The organism is Paenibacillus sp. FSL H7-0940 (genome assembly GCF_037979415.1).
In the GTDB taxonomy this organism is placed as follows: domain Bacteria; phylum Bacillota; class Bacilli; order Paenibacillales; family Paenibacillaceae; genus Paenibacillus; species Paenibacillus amylolyticus.
This window is the reverse complement of sequence record NZ_CP150280.1, coordinates 6,143,863-6,163,283: the sequence shown is the minus strand read 5'-3', so window position 1 is coordinate 6,163,283 and position 19,421 is coordinate 6,143,863. Positions and strand designations below refer to the sequence as shown.

The 19,421-nt window shown below is 46.6% G+C and carries 15 protein-coding genes and 1 pseudogene; 7 read left to right on the top strand and 9 right to left on the bottom strand.

Annotated features, from left to right (window positions below; translation table 11 throughout):
- Positions 1-81: 81 nt before the first annotated feature.
- Positions 82-879 (bottom strand): hypothetical protein, encoded by a 798-nt coding sequence (locus tag MHB71_RS27200; protein ID WP_340028163.1) that lies wholly within the window; start codon positions 877-879, stop codon positions 82-84.
- A gap of 33 nt (positions 880-912) precedes the next feature.
- Here MHB71_RS27200 and MHB71_RS27195 point away from each other — a divergent pair.
- Positions 913-1,302 (top strand): annotated as a pseudogene (locus MHB71_RS27195) (GNAT family protein); the annotation flags it as partial.
- A 40-nt stretch (positions 1,303-1,342) separates the two neighbouring features.
- On the opposite strand, the gene MHB71_RS27190 reads toward MHB71_RS27195, so the two are convergent.
- Complete coding sequence (locus MHB71_RS27190) at positions 1,343-2,239, bottom strand: diacylglycerol kinase family protein (protein WP_076328679.1); 897 nt, start codon at positions 2,237-2,239, stop codon at positions 1,343-1,345.
- Between the two features lie 315 nt (positions 2,240-2,554).
- On the opposite strand from MHB71_RS27190, the gene MHB71_RS27185 reads away from it, so the two are divergent.
- Positions 2,555-3,148 carry a hypothetical protein gene (locus MHB71_RS27185; RefSeq protein WP_340028162.1) on the top strand — a complete coding sequence of 198 codons (594 nt, stop codon included), beginning with the start codon at positions 2,555-2,557 and terminating at the stop codon, positions 3,146-3,148.
- 98 nt (positions 3,149-3,246) lie between these two features.
- Here MHB71_RS27185 and MHB71_RS27180 read toward each other — a convergent pair whose 3' ends face one another.
- From MHB71_RS27180 to uxaC, 4 genes are all read right to left on the bottom strand, one after another.
- Positions 3,247-5,124 carry an ABC transporter ATP-binding protein gene (locus tag MHB71_RS27180; protein WP_076319302.1) on the bottom strand — a complete coding sequence of 626 codons (1,878 nt, stop codon included), beginning with the start codon at positions 5,122-5,124 and terminating at the stop codon, positions 3,247-3,249.
- On the bottom strand, positions 5,121-6,848 hold the full coding sequence (locus tag MHB71_RS27175) for an ABC transporter ATP-binding protein (protein ID WP_340028161.1): 1,728 nt from the start codon (positions 6,846-6,848) through the stop codon (positions 5,121-5,123). The genes MHB71_RS27180 and MHB71_RS27175 overlap by 4 nt, the downstream gene beginning before the upstream one ends.
- The gene (locus MHB71_RS27170) at positions 6,845-7,387 is read right to left on the bottom strand and encodes a MarR family transcriptional regulator (RefSeq protein WP_036612904.1); all 543 of its coding nucleotides are present in this window, start codon (positions 7,385-7,387) and stop codon (positions 6,845-6,847) included. The genes MHB71_RS27175 and MHB71_RS27170 overlap by 4 nt, the downstream gene beginning before the upstream one ends.
- A gap of 400 nt (positions 7,388-7,787) precedes the next feature.
- On the bottom strand, positions 7,788-9,230 hold the full coding sequence (gene uxaC / locus MHB71_RS27165) for a glucuronate isomerase (RefSeq protein WP_036612908.1): 1,443 nt from the start codon (positions 9,228-9,230) through the stop codon (positions 7,788-7,790).
- Between the two features lie 203 nt (positions 9,231-9,433).
- Here uxaC and MHB71_RS27160 point away from each other — a divergent pair, with 203 nt between their 5' ends.
- Complete coding sequence (locus MHB71_RS27160; protein ID WP_340028160.1) at positions 9,434-10,195, top strand: MBL fold metallo-hydrolase; 762 nt, start codon at positions 9,434-9,436, stop codon at positions 10,193-10,195.
- A 157-nt stretch (positions 10,196-10,352) separates the two neighbouring features.
- Here the strand turns inward: MHB71_RS27160 and MHB71_RS27155 are convergent, their stop codons facing one another.
- From MHB71_RS27155 to MHB71_RS27145, 3 genes are all read right to left on the bottom strand, one after another.
- A complete protein-coding gene (locus MHB71_RS27155; protein ID WP_340028159.1) occupies positions 10,353-10,985 on the bottom strand; it encodes a hypothetical protein in 633 nt (210 codons plus the stop codon).
- A 557-nt stretch (positions 10,986-11,542) separates the two neighbouring features.
- Positions 11,543-13,024, bottom strand: coding sequence for an alpha-amylase (locus MHB71_RS27150; protein ID WP_076328674.1), 1,482 nt, complete (start codon positions 13,022-13,024; stop codon positions 11,543-11,545).
- A gap of 364 nt (positions 13,025-13,388) precedes the next feature.
- Positions 13,389-15,701, bottom strand: a complete 2,313-nt coding sequence (locus MHB71_RS27145) for an ATP-dependent DNA helicase (RefSeq protein WP_340028158.1) — start codon at positions 15,699-15,701, stop codon at positions 13,389-13,391.
- A 168-nt stretch (positions 15,702-15,869) separates the two neighbouring features.
- Between MHB71_RS27145 and MHB71_RS27140 the strand changes: the two genes are divergently transcribed.
- The 4 genes from MHB71_RS27140 to MHB71_RS27125 all read left to right on the top strand — a co-directional run bounded on the left by MHB71_RS27140 (position 15,870) and on the right by MHB71_RS27125 (position 19,352).
- Entirely contained in the window at positions 15,870-16,082 is a 213-nt protein-coding gene (locus MHB71_RS27140) for a helix-turn-helix transcriptional regulator (RefSeq protein ID WP_036612923.1), read from the top strand.
- A complete protein-coding gene (locus MHB71_RS27135; RefSeq protein ID WP_339180267.1) occupies positions 16,072-16,386 on the top strand; it encodes a hypothetical protein in 315 nt (104 codons plus the stop codon). The genes MHB71_RS27140 and MHB71_RS27135 overlap by 11 nt, the downstream gene beginning before the upstream one ends.
- A 320-nt stretch (positions 16,387-16,706) precedes the next feature.
- Complete coding sequence (locus tag MHB71_RS27130) at positions 16,707-17,204, top strand: antibiotic biosynthesis monooxygenase (protein WP_340028157.1); 498 nt, start codon at positions 16,707-16,709, stop codon at positions 17,202-17,204.
- Between the two features lie 171 nt (positions 17,205-17,375).
- Complete coding sequence (locus tag MHB71_RS27125; RefSeq protein ID WP_340028156.1) at positions 17,376-19,352, top strand: LTA synthase family protein; 1,977 nt, start codon at positions 17,376-17,378, stop codon at positions 19,350-19,352.
- Positions 19,353-19,421: the final 69 nt, after the last annotated feature.

Here is a 19,421-nt window from a genome sequence, read left to right as displayed (position 1 = left end):
TTATTGGTTGAAATCTAATCATGATTATAGGACTCTGCTCCTGAAAATTTTGAATTGATTCTGTAATTACTTACCTGTTACTTAGTCAACAGTGATATAAATAGATATATTAGGGCCATCACTACTATTCTCCGTATAGAATTTACCTTCACCCGTTGGTCTTCCGTTTTTAAACATGCCCACATAGACTAACTTACCGTTTAAGTACCCTTTACCTTTGCCGGTAATAGCTCCATTTTTAGCCTGCCCATCATAGATGATTACACCATCTTCGTACAATTTAATTTTGCCAGAATACGTGGGTACTCCTTTATCAAATGCACCAACATAGGCAATTTCTCCATATTGATATGCTTTACCTTGTCCCTGTGGCAAACCATTCTTAAACGTACCCTGATAGAACATTTCACCATATTCTGTATACCACTTACCTTGACCATGAAACGAACCATTCAAAAAATCGCCCTTATATTTAACCGTTCCATCTGGATAATATTCGGTACCCTTACCTGAAGGAAGCCATGTTTCCTTATCCACCTTACCAACATAATTAAACTTTCCATTTGGGTAATAAGTCTTTCCCTGTCCATTAGAAATATCCGAGTACAGCTTTCCATCTACGTTATACCTTTTTCCTTCATGAGGCATTCCCGCTACAAACTTACCTTCAAAGCTCTTCTTCCCATTTGGAAAGTAGGATATTCCTTTACCATTAGGAACACCATTTTTGACTTCTCCCACATATCTGTGTTTCTCACCAGAAAGAGTAATATAGATTTCTTTTTTCGCTGCTAAGACCTGTCCAGGTGAAGTAAACAGCGGTGTAACCAAAATTAAAAAAACAGTAAACCACTTCAAATAATTCTCTAACTTTCGCATTTCGTTAAATCCCCATTTCTATTCTTATATGACACCAGACTCATGCTACTTATTGCTTTACAGGAAAATGACCAGATCATCGGAGATGTCGTCCTGATGGACATGCATGCCAAGAATCGCAGTGCACATATTCGGGTTGCCATCGATCAGGCCGAGCATCAAGGAAAAGGCTACGGTAGCGAGGCGTTGCTACTTATGCTGGACTACGGCTTCGGCATCTGTAACTTGCATCGAATCGAGCTTGAGGTGTACGCCTTCAACGAGCGAGCCATTCGCACGTATGAGAAGCTTGGATTCCAGCGCGAGGGTGTGAAGCGGGATGTCTTGTTCTACAATCATCAATACCATGATGCCATTCAGATGAGCATGCTTGAGGATGAGTTCAGGCAACGTCATATGAGAGATCAGCCAGAGAGTGTTTAAGTTTTCGATCAGCTAAAATCAAACCAAAAAACCGGGGGATTTAATAACCCTCCCCGGTTAGAAACTTCAAATGACCCGTCAGCACCGACAGCTCGGCGGGTGTCTTCATATACAATTCGCCATCCGTATCGGCTGACATCGGCGCATCCGTCTTCACTTTTAACGTAGATGCCTTGAAGTATGAAATACTCTCACTCTGAGGTTGCCATTCTCCCTCTGGCTTGTGCGACAGAATCTCTCGCAGCAGCGGAATGCCTGTCTCATGAATAATGAGCACGTCCAGTTCGCCATCCTGCAACGCATCCGGTGCAAAGGGCAATGCATTTGTTCCCAGAAAACGGCCATTGGCTGCATAGATCATCACCGCTTCGCCTTCCATCTCTTTCCCATCCGCCTCCAGTTGGTAACGAAACGGCTCTGTATGACTAATTGTCTGTAAAGTGCTGATAAAATAACTGAGCTTCCCCAGTGCGCCTTTCAGATTCTCGTTAATATTCTGCGATGCATCACTGATCAAGCCAATACCAAAAAAGTTCGTGAACACCCGATCATTAGCTCGTCCAACATCAATAGATACCACCCGACCTGCCAGCATTTCTTGTGCCGCAATCTCTGCATCCGGTGAAATCCCGAGCGAACGCGCAAAGTCATTACAGGTGCCTCCAGGCAATATACCAATCAACGGAGGATGTTGCAGATCGGCCAGTCCATTCACGCATTCATGCACCGTGCCATCCCCACCCAGGATAAACACCACATCGAATTGCTCCCCGCGTTCACGACACAACTTCTCTCCTTCACCAGCTTCATCCGTACGCACAATGACGAGTTCATGGACAGCGGGAGCCAGCACACCAGCCACAAGGCCCACTGTATTCTCACGATTGGCCTTGCCCGAATGATGATGATGAATTAACAACGCTTTGTTAAACTCCATCCCTCTTCCTCCATTCCAATGCTTGTAAACCTTTACCCACAAAGGTTGAAGCCGTAAACAAACCCTTCGCTACGCACTCATCATGATTCCAAATAGGTTTCCCAATCAGGTATGCATCCTAATCCTCATTCATTCGTAATAGCTAGATGACCCGTTTATCCATAAACCATTTCCTTGTTTAACCAGATGTATGCATGGAAAAAAGGGTTTCTCCGCACCTTAATGTCATAAGGCTGCAAATTTTGCTGGTGAGAACCCATTCAAATTGAGTCAAAACGGTTATATCTATACCATATACGAATGGAGGGATTCCCTATGATTCCGGCAACGTTGGAACAATTGGAGCAAGTTCGCAAGGAATGCCGTACCATGGTTCGCAAAAGAGCTACCGCTTCTGCCGGCACAACACTCGTTCCGCTGCCCGGTACAGACGTACTGGCTGATGTGGGGATGCTGATGCAGCTGTTGCCTGCCATTAACAATAAATTCGGATTATCACAAAAACAGCTGGACGGCATGGACCCCGAGACCAAATCCATGATCTATGGATTCGTGATGTCCATCGGAAGCAAAGTCATTGGTCGTATGATCACCAAGGAATTGGTTGTCCAGGTTCTGAAAAGAGTCGGCGTACGCGTAGCCACCAAATCCGTCGCCAAATTTGTCCCATTTGCAGGACAGGGATTGGCTGCCGCACTCAGCTTCACAGCCATGCGCTATGTGGGTAACAAACATGTAGATGACTGTTATGAGGTCGTCAAACGCATGATTGAGCAGCGTGAATTGATCCCGGGTGAACCCGCTCCGTCTGCACTGGAGGAAGTGAACAGCGACGACGCAAAAGTAGAAGTGAACTCGATCTCTAGCAGCGGGGCAGATGAACCTGCAAAGAAGACTAAGGATCAGTAAATAAATAATTCATATCTCAGTCAATCCTCTGGATACACGACAAATAGCCGGGAGCATCCCTAGGGGGCTCCCGGCTATTCTTGTTAGTTACAGTGTAATCAGATCGCCTGCGGTTGTTGCTCCGCAAACTGACTATTGTACAGATCGGCGTAGAAGCCCTGACTTGCCATCAATTCATCATGATTACCCTGTTCAATCACGTTACCATGATCCATAACCAGGATCAGATCGGCGCCGCGAATGGTAGACAAACGGTGTGCAATGACAAAGCTTGTGCGATCCTTCATCAGATCATTCATTGCTTTCTGGATAAATACTTCGGTCCGTGTATCCACGCTACTCGTCGCTTCATCCAGAATGAGGATGGCCGGGTTCGCCAGAATTGCTCTTGCAATTGTGAGCAACTGTTTCTGCCCTTGAGAGATGTTCGACGCCTCTTCATTCAGCACCGTATCATAACCATCAGGCAGTGTACGAATAAAGTGATCCGCATGTGCCGCAACGGCTGCCTTGATTACATCGTCTTCCGTAGAACCTTCTCGACCATAGGCGATGTTGTCCCGAATCGTTCCGTTGAACAACCAGGTATCCTGAAGCACCATGCCGAACAGACTGCGCAGCTTGCCACGCTCCATGTCCTTAATGTCGGCACCGTCAATCGTAATCCGACCATCCTGAATTTCGTAGAAACGCATTAACAGGTTGATCAGGGTGGTTTTACCGGCTCCCGTTGGTCCAACAATGGCTACCGTCTGTCCCGGTTTTACATCAATATTCATGTTATGAATGAGCAGTTCATTTTCTTTATATCCAAAATTAACACCTTGGAATGCAACCGCACCTTTAGGCTGCTGTAATTGCACGGGTTGTTTGGACTCCGGAACTTCTTCCTCTTCATCCAGCAACTCGAATACCCGTTCTGCCGAAGCAATCGTTGATTGAATAATATTCGAGATATTTGCAATCTGGTTAATCGGTTGTGTAAATTGACGGGAATATTGTGTGAAGGCCAGAATATCCCCAATAGAGATAGAACCACGTGTAACGAAGATCCCACCGACCACACAGATCAGTACATAACCCAAGTTACCCACAAAACTCATGAGCGGCATAATAATACCGGAGATAAACTGAGCTTTCCAGCCAGATTCATACAGTTCTTCATTGACCTTCTCAAATTGCTGTACGGATTGTTCTTCGCGTCCAAATGCTTTGACGACCTTGTGTCCCGTGTACATCTCTTCGACATGACCATTCAGTTCCCCAAGGGATTTCTGTTGACCCGCAAAGTGTTTTTGCGAACGAGATGCAACCAGCATGACAACAACTACACTGAGTGGCAACGTCAAAATCGTGATCAGCGTCATCCATGGACTAATCGTCAGCATCATGATAATTACGCCGACAATTGTGACGATGGACGTAATGAACTGTGCCAAACTTTGCTGAAGTGTATTACTGATATTGTCCACGTCATTCGTGGCACGGCTAAGTGTCTCCCCAGTTGTGCGGGAGTCAAAATATTTCAAAGGAAGACGTCCTACCTTCGCACTGATCTGCTCACGCATGTCATACACAACACGTTGGGCCACACCGGCCATCAGGTATTGCTGAACATACATAAATGCAGCACTGAACAGATAGAGTCCGCCAAGCAGGTATAATACTTTCATCAATGCAGGAAAATCAATCCCGGCTCCCTGTACACCCTGAAGGATGGCAATGGCGCCTTTACTGAGAATATCCGTTCCTTCGGCCATAACTTTTGGACTGATGATGCTGAATACGGTACTCAAAATGGCTGCAACCAGCACACCTAGCAGACGAGAACTATGGGGCTGGAGATAACGAATCAAGCGACGCAGTGTGCCTTTGAAATCTTTTGCTTTCTCAGCGGGAGGTCGCATGCCCATTCCGGGACCTGGACCCGGCCCACCATGGGGACGAGGCGACTTACGTTCTGTACGTTCACTCATGCGATCTCCTCCTCTGTCAGCTGGGAGGATACAATCTCGCGATACACTTCATTGTGCTCCAGCAGCTCTTTATGTGTTCCTGAACCGACAATTCGGCCCTCATCCATAACCAGAATGCGATCGGCATCCATTACTGTACTTACGCGTTGCGCAACAATTAGCACAGCCGCTTCTGTCGTTTCGGACTTCAGTGCAGCACGAAGTTTAGCATCCGTTTTGAAATCGAGAGCAGAGAAACTGTCATCAAAGATATAAACTTCCGGCCGGCGAACAAGTGCGCGAGCGATGGACAGACGTTGCTTTTGTCCACCAGATACGTTGTTACCACCTTGAGCGATAAGGCTGTCATATCCCTCTTTCATCTCGGTAATGAAGTTCTCCGCCTGAGCCGTGCGGGCCGCATGAACAACTTCATCCATTGTGGCATCATCTTTCCCGTGACGAATATTCTCCGTAATCGTACCCGTAAAGAGGACTGCTTTTTGTGGTACAAAGCCAATTTTGGCACGCAGATCTTCCTGCCGAATTTCACGCACATCCGTACCATTTACCCGAACACTGCCTTCGGTCACATCATAAAATCGTGGAATAAGGCTGAGCAATGTCGATTTCCCAGAACCCGTACCACCGATAATGGCTGTTGTCTCACCTGAGCGAGCTGTGAAGGAGATATTGGACAAAGCTGGATTCTCTGCGCCCGGATAACGGAAAGTTACATTGTCAAACTCAATCATACCCTGCATGGATTTCATACCACGAGGCTGCTCGGGATTGCTAAGATCCGGCTGCATATCAAGCACTTCGTTAATCCGTTCTGCCGATGCTGAAGCTCTTGGAATCATGACAAAGATCATCGAAACCATAATAAGTGAGAACATGATTTGCATTGCATACTGGATGAAGGCAATCAATGCACCGATGTTCATATTACCAGTGTCGATCCGCATTCCACCAAAATAAAGGATGGCAATCATCGAAAAGTTCATAACCAGCATCATCACAGGCATGATGGTCGCCATGAGCACATTAACTTTGATCGATGAATCTCTCAGTTCTGTATTGGCCCCGTTAAAGCGCACTTTCTCATGCTGCCCACGGTTAAAGGAACGAACAACCCGAATCCCTGTTAACTGCTCACGCAGCACCAGGTTGAGTCGGTCCAGCTTTTTCTGAATGGTTTTGAACAAAGGTAAACCCTTGGCACCAATCAGCGCAATTGCTCCACCGAGTACCGGAAGCACGACCAGGAAAATCGTAGATAATTTGGCGTCCTGAGATACCGCCATGAAGATACCCCCGATACACATGAGCGGAGCCATAATCATCATGCGCAGCATCATTGTAAGTACATTCTGTACCTGTGTGATGTCATTCGTCGTACGCGTAATCAGCGAAGCAGTACCCATCTTATCGAACTCTTGGAGAGAGAAGTTCTCCACATGGCGGAATACTCTGCTACGCAGTTGTTTGGCAAATCCACCCGCTGTTCGAGATGAGAGATAACTGGCAATCACCGAACACGCTGTTCCGCCAATCGCGATGACCAACATCCATCCACCAATCTGCCAGATATACGGGATATCCCCTTTAATGATGCCGTCATTCACAATATCTGCCATTAACGTAGGCAGGTACAATTCAGCAAGCGACTGAAACAGTACCAACACCAGAATAAAAATAATCGGAATTTGGTATGGCTTCAGCATGCGAAACAGTTTCATCATGGCTTATCATCTCCTCTTGTCGAATCATCCTTTTGCAAGGAAGTTAATGTATCAAAAAAGGTGTATACCTTTGTCAACAACTCAGCCAGCTGAGTACTGTCTTGCTCACCCAAATGCTCAACTAACTTATTGAATATTTCCATGCGTTCTTGGTGAGCAGCCCGAATAATTTCACGACCTGCTTCAGTAATCGTGATGCGGACAGCACGGCGATCCTCCGGGTCCATCGTCCGTTTGACCAGCCCCTCATCTTCAAGGCCACGAATAACAGGTGTAATGGTCGGTGACTTCACTCGTAGCAATGCGCTGATTTCCGAGACTTTCATCCCGGGATGGTTGGATTCGATCGTGTCATTGAAATCAGGCGGATTGTCCTGCCAGTTCAATTGTTCTCCCGGATGCATCCCGTGGAGTAAACAACCCAGCACCATAATTTCATTGTGATTGCGCCCATGAGGTTTATGTTGCCTCCATTTGCCTTTATTAAACTGCATAATGGAGTACAAAAGCTTCTGAGCGACCGGATCTATACCAGTCATAATGGGTCCCTCCTTCTTTCTTTATCATTCCATAGACATCCAACATCATAGGACATCTATTAAATAGTAATACAATTAAATAGATGCACAATTAATTAGGTGTACTAAGTATATTATCGCAAGAAGCCATTGTCAAACATCTAAAAATAACCAACATAAACCCATAACCAAGAGCATACACGCGCTTGATTATGGGTTTTGTCATATGGCCTCCATTGGAGCCCACTATAGTTAGTATGTACAATTCCATGAATTCAACTTATAAAGAAACTCCCGTTCATAACTCCGGTGGATGATGGCCCGGAGGTAAGGAAGGGGAGCATTTTATTACGATTGAAAAGTAGACACAAAAGAATCTTCTTATTGTATAAATTGCATGATTAGGTGCGTTTGTTACTCATCAGGACTGTGAAGCAGAGACTGTTTTAGGCACTGAGGCAAACGGGAAATACTCTTTTGCATTGTTGTAGGCGATGCCCTGTACGATCTGACCGAGCAGCTCCATATCCTGCGGTGCCTCCCCTTGTTCGGCCCATTCACCGATGAGGTTGCAGACGAGACGACGGAAATACTCATGCCGGGTGTAGGACAGGAAGCTGCGTGAATCGGTCAGCATGCCAACAAAACGGCTGAGCAGACCAACATTCGCCAGGGCTTTCATCTGAGCGAGCATGCCATCCTTCGTATCATTGAACCACCAGGCGGCACCAAGCTGGATTTTGCCCGGAATACCCCCGCCCTGGAAGCTGCCGATGATCGCCGCGAGCACTTCGTTGTCCCTTGGATTCAGAGAATACAGAATCGTTTTGGGCAGTGCTTGTTGCTGCTCCAACGCGTCGAGCAATCCAATCATCGCTGCGGAAAGCGGCGTATCATTCACGGCATCGTAACCAGTATCCGGCCCAAGTTTGGCAAACATCCGTGTGTTGTTGTTACGGGCTGCATTAATGTGGAACTGCATCACCCAGCCCCGATCTGCATACAGTTTGCCAAGGAACGTCAGCGTTACCGTCTTGTATTTGTCCTCTTCCTCACGAGTTACCTTCTGACCCGCAAGTACCTTTGCAAAGATGGCAGCTGCTTCTTCGCGTGTAGCCACGCCGTAAGGAACATAATCAAGTGCATGGTCAGAGACTCTGCCGCCGACGGAATGGAAAAATTCCACACGTGACTCCAGCGCAGCAAGGAAAGATTCATAATCTGAAATGGCAGTGCCAGATGCCTGCGACAGCTTGCCCACCCATTCCACGAAGGTATCCCGGTTCAATTCCAAGCCTTTATCCGGGCGGAAAGAAGGTAATACCGCCGTATCAAAGCCTTCGATTTCCTGAATTTTCAGATGATACTCCAGAGAATCCGTTGGATCATCGGTTGTGCACACAACAGTGACATTGGATTTGGTAATCAGATCACGTGCACCGAATCCGTCACTGTTCAGTTTAGCATTTACTTTTTCCCAGATGGCCGGTGCGCTTGTCTCATTCAATACTTCGTAGACGCCGAAATATCGCTGTAATTCCAGATGAGACCAGGCGTACAGTGGATTACCAATCATCATCGGTACCGTTTTGGCATAAGCCATGAAACGATCGTAATCGGTTACTCCCTCGCCGCCGGTCACATATTGCTCTTCAATTCCGTTTGCGCGCATGAGCCGCCACTTATAGTGATCACCGTATAACCAAGCCTCTGTAAGATTGCCAAAGGTTTTGTTCTCGTAGATCTCCTGAGGACTGAGGTGGCAATGATAATCAATAATGGGCATGTCTTTGGCATAATCCTCATATAACTTGATCGCCGTTTCATTGTGTAGCAAAAATTGTTCATCCAGAAAAGATTTCATTCGCCTCGCACGCTCCCTTTAGGTGAGTTTACGTTCATATGGGTTCACTTCCCATCTTTACGCTACACTGTTTATCATCAAAGTTCAATATAAAATGATAGCGTTATCAAAAAAGGTTGATTTAGGCATATATTCGGGAACAAGGTATACTGGATTTAACGCAAGGATGCTGATCTGAAGATCACATAAGGAGATGAAATGAATTGAAAATTACTTTTCTCGGCACTGGAGATATGTTCAGCGTGGAGCAGCACCACAATAGTATGTTGGCTGAATTCGGAGACACGCATCTGGTCATTGATTTTCCAGAATCAAATGCTAAAGCACTCAAGGAATATGGATTCGCCATGACCGATATCCACAACGTGTTCATTACTCATTTGCATGAAGATCATATTAATGGTGTACAGATGCTGGGTTATTACGCACAGATCGTAGGCGACCGCAAACCCCGTCTGTTCATACACGAACAATTGGTAGATCCGCTCTGGAACATTCTATCCCCCGGCATGCGCTACACAACGGATGGTGAACGTACCATGAGCGATTACTACGATGTCGTTCCCCTGCCAGATGGAGGCACATTCGAACTGGGCGGCGTGACGTTTGAGACGTTTCGGACACAGCATGTTCCCGGTATGGTCAGCAATGGGCTACTCGCCAAGCCTTACTTCTATTACAGTGCTGACAGTACACTCGACCAGGAACGTGTGGAGCAAGTTGCCGCTGATGTGCAGCTGATTTTCCATGAATGCCATATGCACGATCTGGTCATCAAATCCCATACTTCATTGAAGGATCTGGAGCAGTTACCCGCGGAAGTGAGACAGAAAACCGTACTGATGCATTATCATGATGAGTACGCGGATGCGGACAGACGGGATCAGTTCAACCGCGAGCATAATCTGCGGATGGTTGGCACGTTGGAATCATTTGAACTGGAGCAGGTAAAACCACAAACCTGAGAAGCCTGGAGCATTTTCAATGGAACGAAGTGAGTTCAATCGAATGTGGGATACGATGAATCAGTATTTTGAAAAGTAATAACCTTACTATCTCAAATAGATAACCGGCAGCGTCTACTCAGATTCCTCATACGGAACTGGTGGGCGTTGCTTTTTCCTATTTTTCTTTCTCCCATGACTTCATATGCTCAATTGTCCTCGGAGAGGGCTCGGCCTGAACATGAAAATAATCTTCCGTTCGCTGATCATTTGGGCCATAGGAAATTTTGATATACATATCTGCATAATGCTGGAGGATATTGCTGTCGATCTCCGCCTTTGGTTTCAAGACATAACTTCTGCTCAGACTCAATCCAAGCGGTTCCTTGTCAGACTCTAAACTAATCTCGTGTGTATTGCTCACATTGGAATGAAATAACTCTCCGGCATCTATTCGATTTATCATGTTGGGATCGAGGGTGAAGGACTGAATGACATTAACCATGGGCACCCGAGCCTCATTCACCAAAATCTCATAAGTAATCCGATCAACTCCGGATGCATGACTCACATCCACCGTTGCTGTCAAATTATAATCATCTGGCGAGTTCGTCTGAAAAGACTCAAGGTTCGTCGTAACCCGCTCATTCAAATCTCTTCGCTCCGAATTCAACGTATACTCATCGGTTCGCTTCGGTTCACCCGCTGGCCCCTGGTTTGGTCCCAAACTGCAAGCCCCCAGACACACGGCTATTACACATAGGTACATGACCAACGGGAAGAAACGGTTCATCTCTCTTTTGGGACTCATGCCGCCCCTCCTCTTCTCCATCTTCTGCAAAAAATATCGCTTATCACGTTCTCTCATTTTGTTTTCTAACACTCCATATTTGGATTATTGTACCATGTATTAAGATGTGGAACCGAACTGTTTCTTTCTCATTCCATGTTTTTACTTACAGCAATGATTCGTTTGCCTATGGTGAGCCTCAACCCACGTTAAGCTAACGAATCTGAGAGGCCTTATTCGGCTGAAATCCGAGTTACCAGTATTCTAACGAATCTCAAACGCGTTAATCAGGTGATGTTGCTCCAATTGGCGCTATTTCAATCGTTTTTGAGAGTAATAAGGTTACTGAGATTCGTTAGAATTCCAATAACGCTAATTCAGTGCAAATAAGGTGCCCTCGGTTCGTTAGGATGGAGTTTTAGTTGTACCTAGAGAAATGCAAAAAACCACCTGGACACAGGTATACTTGCTCTCCTGTTCAGATGGTTTAACGATCTATATATACTGTTTTTATACGGTCGGTATACTGTTTTCATATCAATCCGTGTATCTTTTATTATATTGCCTGGCACATGCCGTTACTCAGCGTCAGCGCAGTCCTCATTCTGTTCAGGAAGGGCCCATACCGAGACGCCTCCACCGCACACATGGAAGGTGGCCCATCCGTCTTCCTCAATGGTAATCTGATCATCACAGCTCTTCGTCAGATCCACCCAGACTTCACCAGCACGATGCTCTCCGATAAACATCCTCTTCTCACCGTCATCCCCGTTGGAGATGACCACTGCACAACCGGAACCTTCGATTTCCTCTACGCCACGACGTACCCAGCCAATCGTATTGGCGTGATCGAAGTAATCTTCCTGCTCTCCATACGCTTTGTTGCAACGGGCAGACAGCAGAATGTCCAGAATTTCTTTTTTGCCATCCACAGGTTCAGGACCACCAATGCCATAATAATCCCCGTAAAATACAACCGGATAACCATCGCGACGTAATAGCGTCAACGCATAGGCGCTTGGCTTAAACCAGTCTCCAATCCATGATTCCAACGCTTCATGAGGTTGGGAGTCATGGTTATCTACAAAAGTTACCGCATGGGTAGGATGTGTCTGAACCAAGGTATCATCAAAAATTTTGGAGAGATCAAAGTCTCTACCTGCAAGCGAAGCCTCATGCAACTTGTAGTGAAGAGACACGTCAAACAGGTCGATCTGATAGTCTACCGTATCGAGGAATTCACGACATGCATCTAGGTTTGAATTCCAGAACTCACCTACGATGTAGAAATCCTGACCGCGTTTGCGGATCATCTCTGCTGCGAATTCCTTAATGAATTCATGGTTGATATGCTTAATCGCATCCAGCCGGAACCCACCACACTGGAGGGTATCGATCAGCCATTTCCCCCAATCGATCATCTCGCGCCGAACATCCGGGTGGTTATAATCTATATTGGCGAACATCAGATAGTCATAGTTGCCGAACTCATCATCGACATTCTCATTCCATTTTTTATTCTCTCCTGCGATGCGGAATACACCTGTTCGTTCTCCCTTGGCATCAAAGTCCGTGCCGTTGAAGTGTTCAGAGTTCCATTTAAAAGAGGAGTATTGATCCCCGCGACCCGGGAATGTGAATTTGGTCCAGCCCTCAATCTCAAACGGCTCAGAAATTTCCTTCGTTCGATCATTGGGATCAACCTCGATCACTTTGAACACTTCCGTCTCATCTGCTCCGGCCTTGTGATTCATAACCAGATCCACATAGACGGCAATGCCGTTCTTCTGACACTCAGCAATGGCCTCCACCAGTTCCTGCTTGGTGCCATATTTGGTCCGTACGGTACCCTTTTGATCAAATTCGCCCAGATCGTACAGATCATATACACCATAACCTGTATCTTCTGCTGACACTGCCTTGGTTACGGGTGGCACCCATACCGAGTCAATGCCTTTGGCTTTCAGTTCCGGGGCCATTTCAGCCAGTCGCTTCCAATGATCTCCGTCTGCAGCCAGGTGCCATTCAAAAAACTGCATCATGGTATGATTTCTCTTCATTATAACCGACCTCCTTGATTGCTATCGAAGCGGACCGCGGAACGGATAGGGTAATCGCCGTTGTTCGTTCGTTGCTAACCAAGTTATAACCCTTTCACCCTACCCTTCAATCATATAAAGGAAAGAAAATCGAAAAATATATGCTGTATAAGCTGAACAAAGATTATTTACACTGACACTACAATGACAGAATAACCTTCCAATCGCTGTTATCCCCAGATTTTTTGATTCCCTTTTTCGAAGGGGAAAATCCGAGGATAAAGGCGAACGCTTCGCTTTTTCAGGTTTTTTCTGTCCTCTCCGTTATCGTGTAAATGATTAGTTCAACTTATATACATGCATCATTTCATTCGTAGTTCGTTCATCAAATTCGTTTATAGTCCCGCCACTCCTCGGGCAACAGGGAACGATAGGGTTCCTGCGTGAACCGATCGTCGACCAGCACCAACACACCCCTGTCTTCCTCCGTCCGAATCAGCCGTCCACCCGCCTGCAGCACCTTATTCATACCGGGGAAAATATAGGCATAATTGAATCCGTTGCGTCCTGTCCGATCATAGTAATCACGTAATACGTTGTTCTCCAGACCAATCTGCGGCAGCCCCGCACCTACCACAACGACGCCATTCAAACGGTCTCCCGGCAGATCGACACCCTCAGAGAATACGCCACCCATGACGGCAAATACCAATCGTGTTCGTTCAGGATTGGGTTGGAAACCATCCAAAAACTGCTCCCGTTCCAGTTCGTTCATGCCTTGCTTTTGTATAACCGTATCCGCTTCACTTGGAAGCTGTGCATAGGTCTCATATATCTCGCGCATATAAGGGTAGGAAGGGAAGAAGACCATCAGATTGCTGCGCGGCCATTCACTTACCAACTGTTGCAGCATCTCTGCAATGGGGCGCCGGGATTGCTCCCGGTCCTTATATCGCACAGATAAGGGCAGAAGCCTTACATCCAGTTGTTCACGCTGAAATGGCGATGGAATCTGCAATGTATAATCCTCTTCCTCTGCACCCAGCATATCCCGATAATAGCGAAGGGGTGACAATGTAGCTGAGAAATGAATGAGCGAGCGGAATCCTTTGGCTGTCTGACGAAGCAGTACCGAAGGATCGAGACAGAATAACTTCACTCTCACTTCACTTCGAACACACTCTGCATACGTAATAAAACGTTCATCATACAGCTTGGCAATACGCAGGAAATTCTGTGCCGTAAAGTAGGCATCCAACAGCAATTGATCCGTCTCGGCATTCCCCGAACCACCTTCAACAAGACATTGCTCCGCGACCATGACAAAAGGCTCCAGCCGTTCAATCAGTTCCTCCGGTGCTTCCTGCTGGATGATCTTTCCTTCTTCTCCACCGTTTTTCCGAAGGGTAATCAGATACTTATCAATGGCCCCGGTGTAGTCAACAATGGCTTTGGCAGCAGGCACACTGCTGTCCAGCGACTGGAACTCTCTTTTCACATCCAGAAATACTGCCTTCTCCAACTCAGCGGAAAACATCATTCGGCCACGATCGACCAGATTATGAGCCTCGTCCACCAATAACACCGTCTTGCGTTTCTGCTCCTCCAACATTCTTTTCAGAGAGATCCTCGGATCGAAAATATAGTTATAATCGCAGATCACCGCATCGGCTGCATACGCCGCATCCAGTGAAAACTCAAACGGGCACACCCGATGTTTGCGCGCATACTGCTCGATGACCGGACGTGTCATCAACGTCTCATGTTCCAGCATGTCCAGCACGGCCCCGTTAATACGGTCATAATATCCTTCACACATGCCGCATTGCCCCGTATCACAAGCTTCCTCTTCTTTAAAACATATCTTGTCCTTCGCGGTCAGACTGATCACATGCATCTTCAATCCTTCCGATTGCATCCGGGCAAAAGCTTCTTCCGCCGCCACCCGTGTCGTCGTCCTCGCGGTCAGATAGAACAATCGGCTTGCTTCGCCTTCGCCAATCGCTTTGACCGTGGGGAACAGTACGGACATCGTTTTACCAATGCCTGTTGGTGCTTTGGCCATCAATCCCTGACCCTCACGGATTGTTTTGTAAACGGCTCCTGCCAGCTTTCGCTGTCCCTCCCTGTATTTGCGAAAAGGAAACGGCAGCTCTTTCACACTGATATCACGCTTTTCTTCATATGCAGCGATCATCTCTGCATATGGCGCATAACCGGCAATCACTTCTGCCGCAAACTGCTCCAGTTCCTGTCGTTCTGCCATTCGGCGAAACCGTCTTTCTTCATGGGTAACCGAATGCACATACGTCAACTGCACTTGCATACGTGGTTCGTCTTGCTGAACGGCGTACATATAGGCATACATCATCGCCTGCGCCCAGTGTACGGGAAGACCTTCTCCCAGATCATCCAGATTGCCCGCAGTTGATTTGATCTCATCCACCGTCAACCGACCCTCCAACCGGATCAGGCCATCACATCGTCCCTCCACCACATAGGTCAGATCCCCATGTTGAATCTCAGCTTCGAGCACAATCTCTTTCAGATCCTCTTCGGTGTACTCCTTCTGTACCCGCTGATGAATTCGAGTTCCCTCCTGCATCGAGGCATTGGTACGGAACCCTGGACGTATGCTGCCGCTGCGGTACACATACTCCACCAAAGGTCTAACCGATATCCGAATTGTTGTTGTCATACGATCACCCGTTCTGTTTGTAGTGATTATACTTTATCATGAAATATGCTTTTGGACACAGCACCACCTCGAAGAAGTGGAAATATTATAAAGAGAGATTGACATTCCATCGTCGCATAAGTAAAGTTAACTTTACGTAAAGCGAACTTTACTTATGGGAGGATATACTTGCAAAATCTAATCAGAGACAAACGAATACATATGCACATCACACAGGAAGAACTGTCTCAACGCCTAAAGGTCTCCAGGCAGACCATCATATCGTTGGAATCCGGTAAGTACAAACCTTCTCTTGTGCTTGCTCACAAGCTTGCCCAATTATTTGGCTGTCAGATCGAGGAATTATTTATTTTTGAAGGAGATGAGAATATTGAGTTCTGAATTACTGAATCGGATGATCGGGATCGGTGGAATTGTAGCTGGTTTGTTATTTGCAATACTCATTATTTTTTTCACAAGGTTGATTGCAAGAAAGCACAACGGACTGGATGAGCGGTACCTCTATTGTATCACGAGAGCAAAAGCCTTCTCCTGGAATGCGACCACTATCAGTCTTGCTCTGGCTTGGATCCTCGTAGTTATGCTAGACGGGATATCGCTTTCCTTTTTCATTATTACTGCAGTGTTTGTCATTCATTGTTTATCTTCTATTGCGGCAAACCTATACTACTCAGCTCGAAATTAGCCCACCTGTCCGATACATGTGAACCGATTGGACTCACCGATTCCCATATGCTATGTTGAGGTATATAAGTTGAACTAGTTAATGTTACACTTGCCACTCCGATGACAGAACAACCTTCCGATCGCTGTTATCCCCAGATTTTTTTTGATCCCCCCTTAATGGGGAAAATCCGGTGATAGCGTATGCTTCCGATGTAGCTTTCTTTCAGAAAGCTTTCAGGCGCACACTTCGCTTCTTCAGGTTATTTCTGTCCTCTGCGTTCTCGTGTAAACGTATAGTTTAACTTACATGGATTGTATTTATATGAGGAGGCAGCTTCTATGTATATCTATTTGGTTCCTTCACCGATTCCGGATGCACTTGCTGCATACCCGCATCTGACTTTGCGAAGCGAAGAGCACGTGCGTCTGGCTATTGAATCCGCAGAACGCCTGATGAATATTGAGTCTGATGATAAAGTAGCCGCATATGAAGCTTTTGATGCCGCAGGCTCCTGGACTGGCGGTGGTTACGCTGTTCTCAACAATATCCCTGTCACAGAGGATGGTCGTAACGACTTCGAAGAACGGTTTAAGAACCGTGCCCGCAAGGTAGAAGACGAGCCTGGCTTTGTCGGTATTCGTGTGCTTCGTCCTCTGAAGGATGACACATATGTCGTACTTACACTCTGGCAGTCGGAGGAACATTTCAAAGGCTGGCAGGAATCCCAAGCATATAGTCACGCTCACCGTAACCGCAGTACAAGCGAAGGGCTGACCGCACAGAAGCCCACCATGTTCCCCAGACCTTCTTACGTCACAACGTACACTATAGACTAACGAAATTGGGTCGCATCTGGCTTTTATCGCAGTGGCCCATGTTTTTTCAAACCTCTTCCTGCATGGAAGAGGTTTTTTGCCGTCAATTGTAGAAGGCTCTCATTTTTGACACAGCCATGCTCAGATAGGATAATACTTGTTAAATGAAACTTCGGAAGGGAAGGCGGTACCTTGTCACGCAGTTCACTCACCCGATTTCTAAGCGGACCGTTTATATTCTTTACCATTATCATGATGATCAAAAGTTCACTGGCCTGGATTGTTATCTTTGATGACATCCCTGTCTGGAAACCACTGCTGACCGAATTGCCGCTCATCTGGATCGGCTTCTGTCTAATCGAGTGGTTTGCTGCCAAGCGGCGAATGTGGATATACCTTGCCATGAATTTGCTGCTCTCTGGGATTTTCTTTGCAGCCATCATGTACTACAAATACTATGGCGTAATCGTTAACTATCATGCGTTGGCACAGGTGAATCAGGTGACCTCGGTCAAGAGCAGCATGTTTTCTTTGCTTGACCCCTATTATTTGTTTATTTTTGCAGACGTTCTGATTATCGGGGGGATACTCATTCGTCGTCGGATCAAGCTCGGGAGTACAGAACGTCCGAACCGCATTCCGCTTGAACGACGTGCCAGAAGACGGGTTGCCTCGGTCATACTGACCTTGTCCATGATCCTGTGCATGCTTAACATCTATCCCAATCGGGCCAGCATGAGTGAGCTTACACAAGCAGAACAGATGGGCATCCTCGGTTACGAGGCGTATACCATCCTGGATCGACCTGATAAACCTGTGCCCATCGCTCACATTGATCAGACTGACATCGACCAGCTGAAACAAACGACCGAACTTCCTGCAATTGTGGAGCAGGGTGCCGCGAGCGGACGCAACGTGATTATGCTCCAGTTGGAATCGTTTCAGAACTTTCTGATTGGATTAGAGGTAGATGGACAAGAGATTACGCCTAATCTGAATCAATTGGCTAGACAGAGCCTGTATTTTCCGAACTTTTATCAGCAAGTGGGACAGGGAAATACATCGGATGCAGAATTTGTTGTGAACACATCGTTCTACACCCCACCGAACGGGGCAGCAACAACTGTATATGCGGATAAAGCTCTGCCGAGTCTACCCAAGCTGATGTCAGCAAACGGATATCAGACAGCCACATTCCATACAAATGATGTTCGTTTCTGGAATCGGGATCAGTTATACAAGGCACTTGGATTCGACCAGTATTATGATATTAATTATTTCGGCACACAGGACTCTATCGCCTTTTCGGCCTCGGATGAAGTACTGTATTCCAAAACACTGGATAAGCTGGAATCCATGCAGTCTTCGGGCGATCCCTTCTATGCCCATATCATCTCCATGTCAGCCCACCACCCGTACACTTTGCCTAAAAACAAGGTGAAGCTGACGCTGCCAGAGCGTTACAAGGATACATTGCCCGGTGATTATTTGATATCACAGCATTATGCGGATCAGGCGGTTGGACAGTTGATTGCTGGATTGAAAGAACGGGGATTATGGGAAAATAGCTTGTTTGTCTTGTACGGGGATCACCTGGGACTTCCCATATACTCACTGGATCGGGATGACAAAGTCCTTATGAAAGAATTGTATGGTCGGGAATACACATCAGCAGATATGATTAATATTCCACTCATTATCTCGGCCCCGGGCGTTACCCCCGGTGTACAACTGGAACAGATCGGAGGCCAGGTGGACATTCTGCCAACGATTGCGGGACTCACCGGTGTATCGCTGAAGGACCAATTACACTTCGGACAGGATTTGTTACACGAAGGTGGAAATCTGCTACCCGAACGTTATTACCTTCCCTCCGGGTCGGTGCTAAACGATGCTTCTCTCTTCATTCCGGCGAAAGGATACGGGGACGGAACACATTATTCCCTAGCTGATGCGGGCAGACAAGATGCCGAGCAACAGCAGACGGGTGTTCCTTCAGAAGAGATATCGAAGATTTCGGGAGATGAGGAATCTCCAGCTATAGCCACACCCAATTGGCAGTCTTCTTCACGGTTTATAACGAAGGAACAATATGATCGAGCATTGGATCTTGCACACTTGTCCAACAGTTATTTGAGCCAACTACCGGATCGAAAGGACGCGAACTGATTTTATTTTTCTAATATTCTAAAAAGAGCTTCATAGTGAATCACCAAGTACTGAAGTTTCTTCAAGATT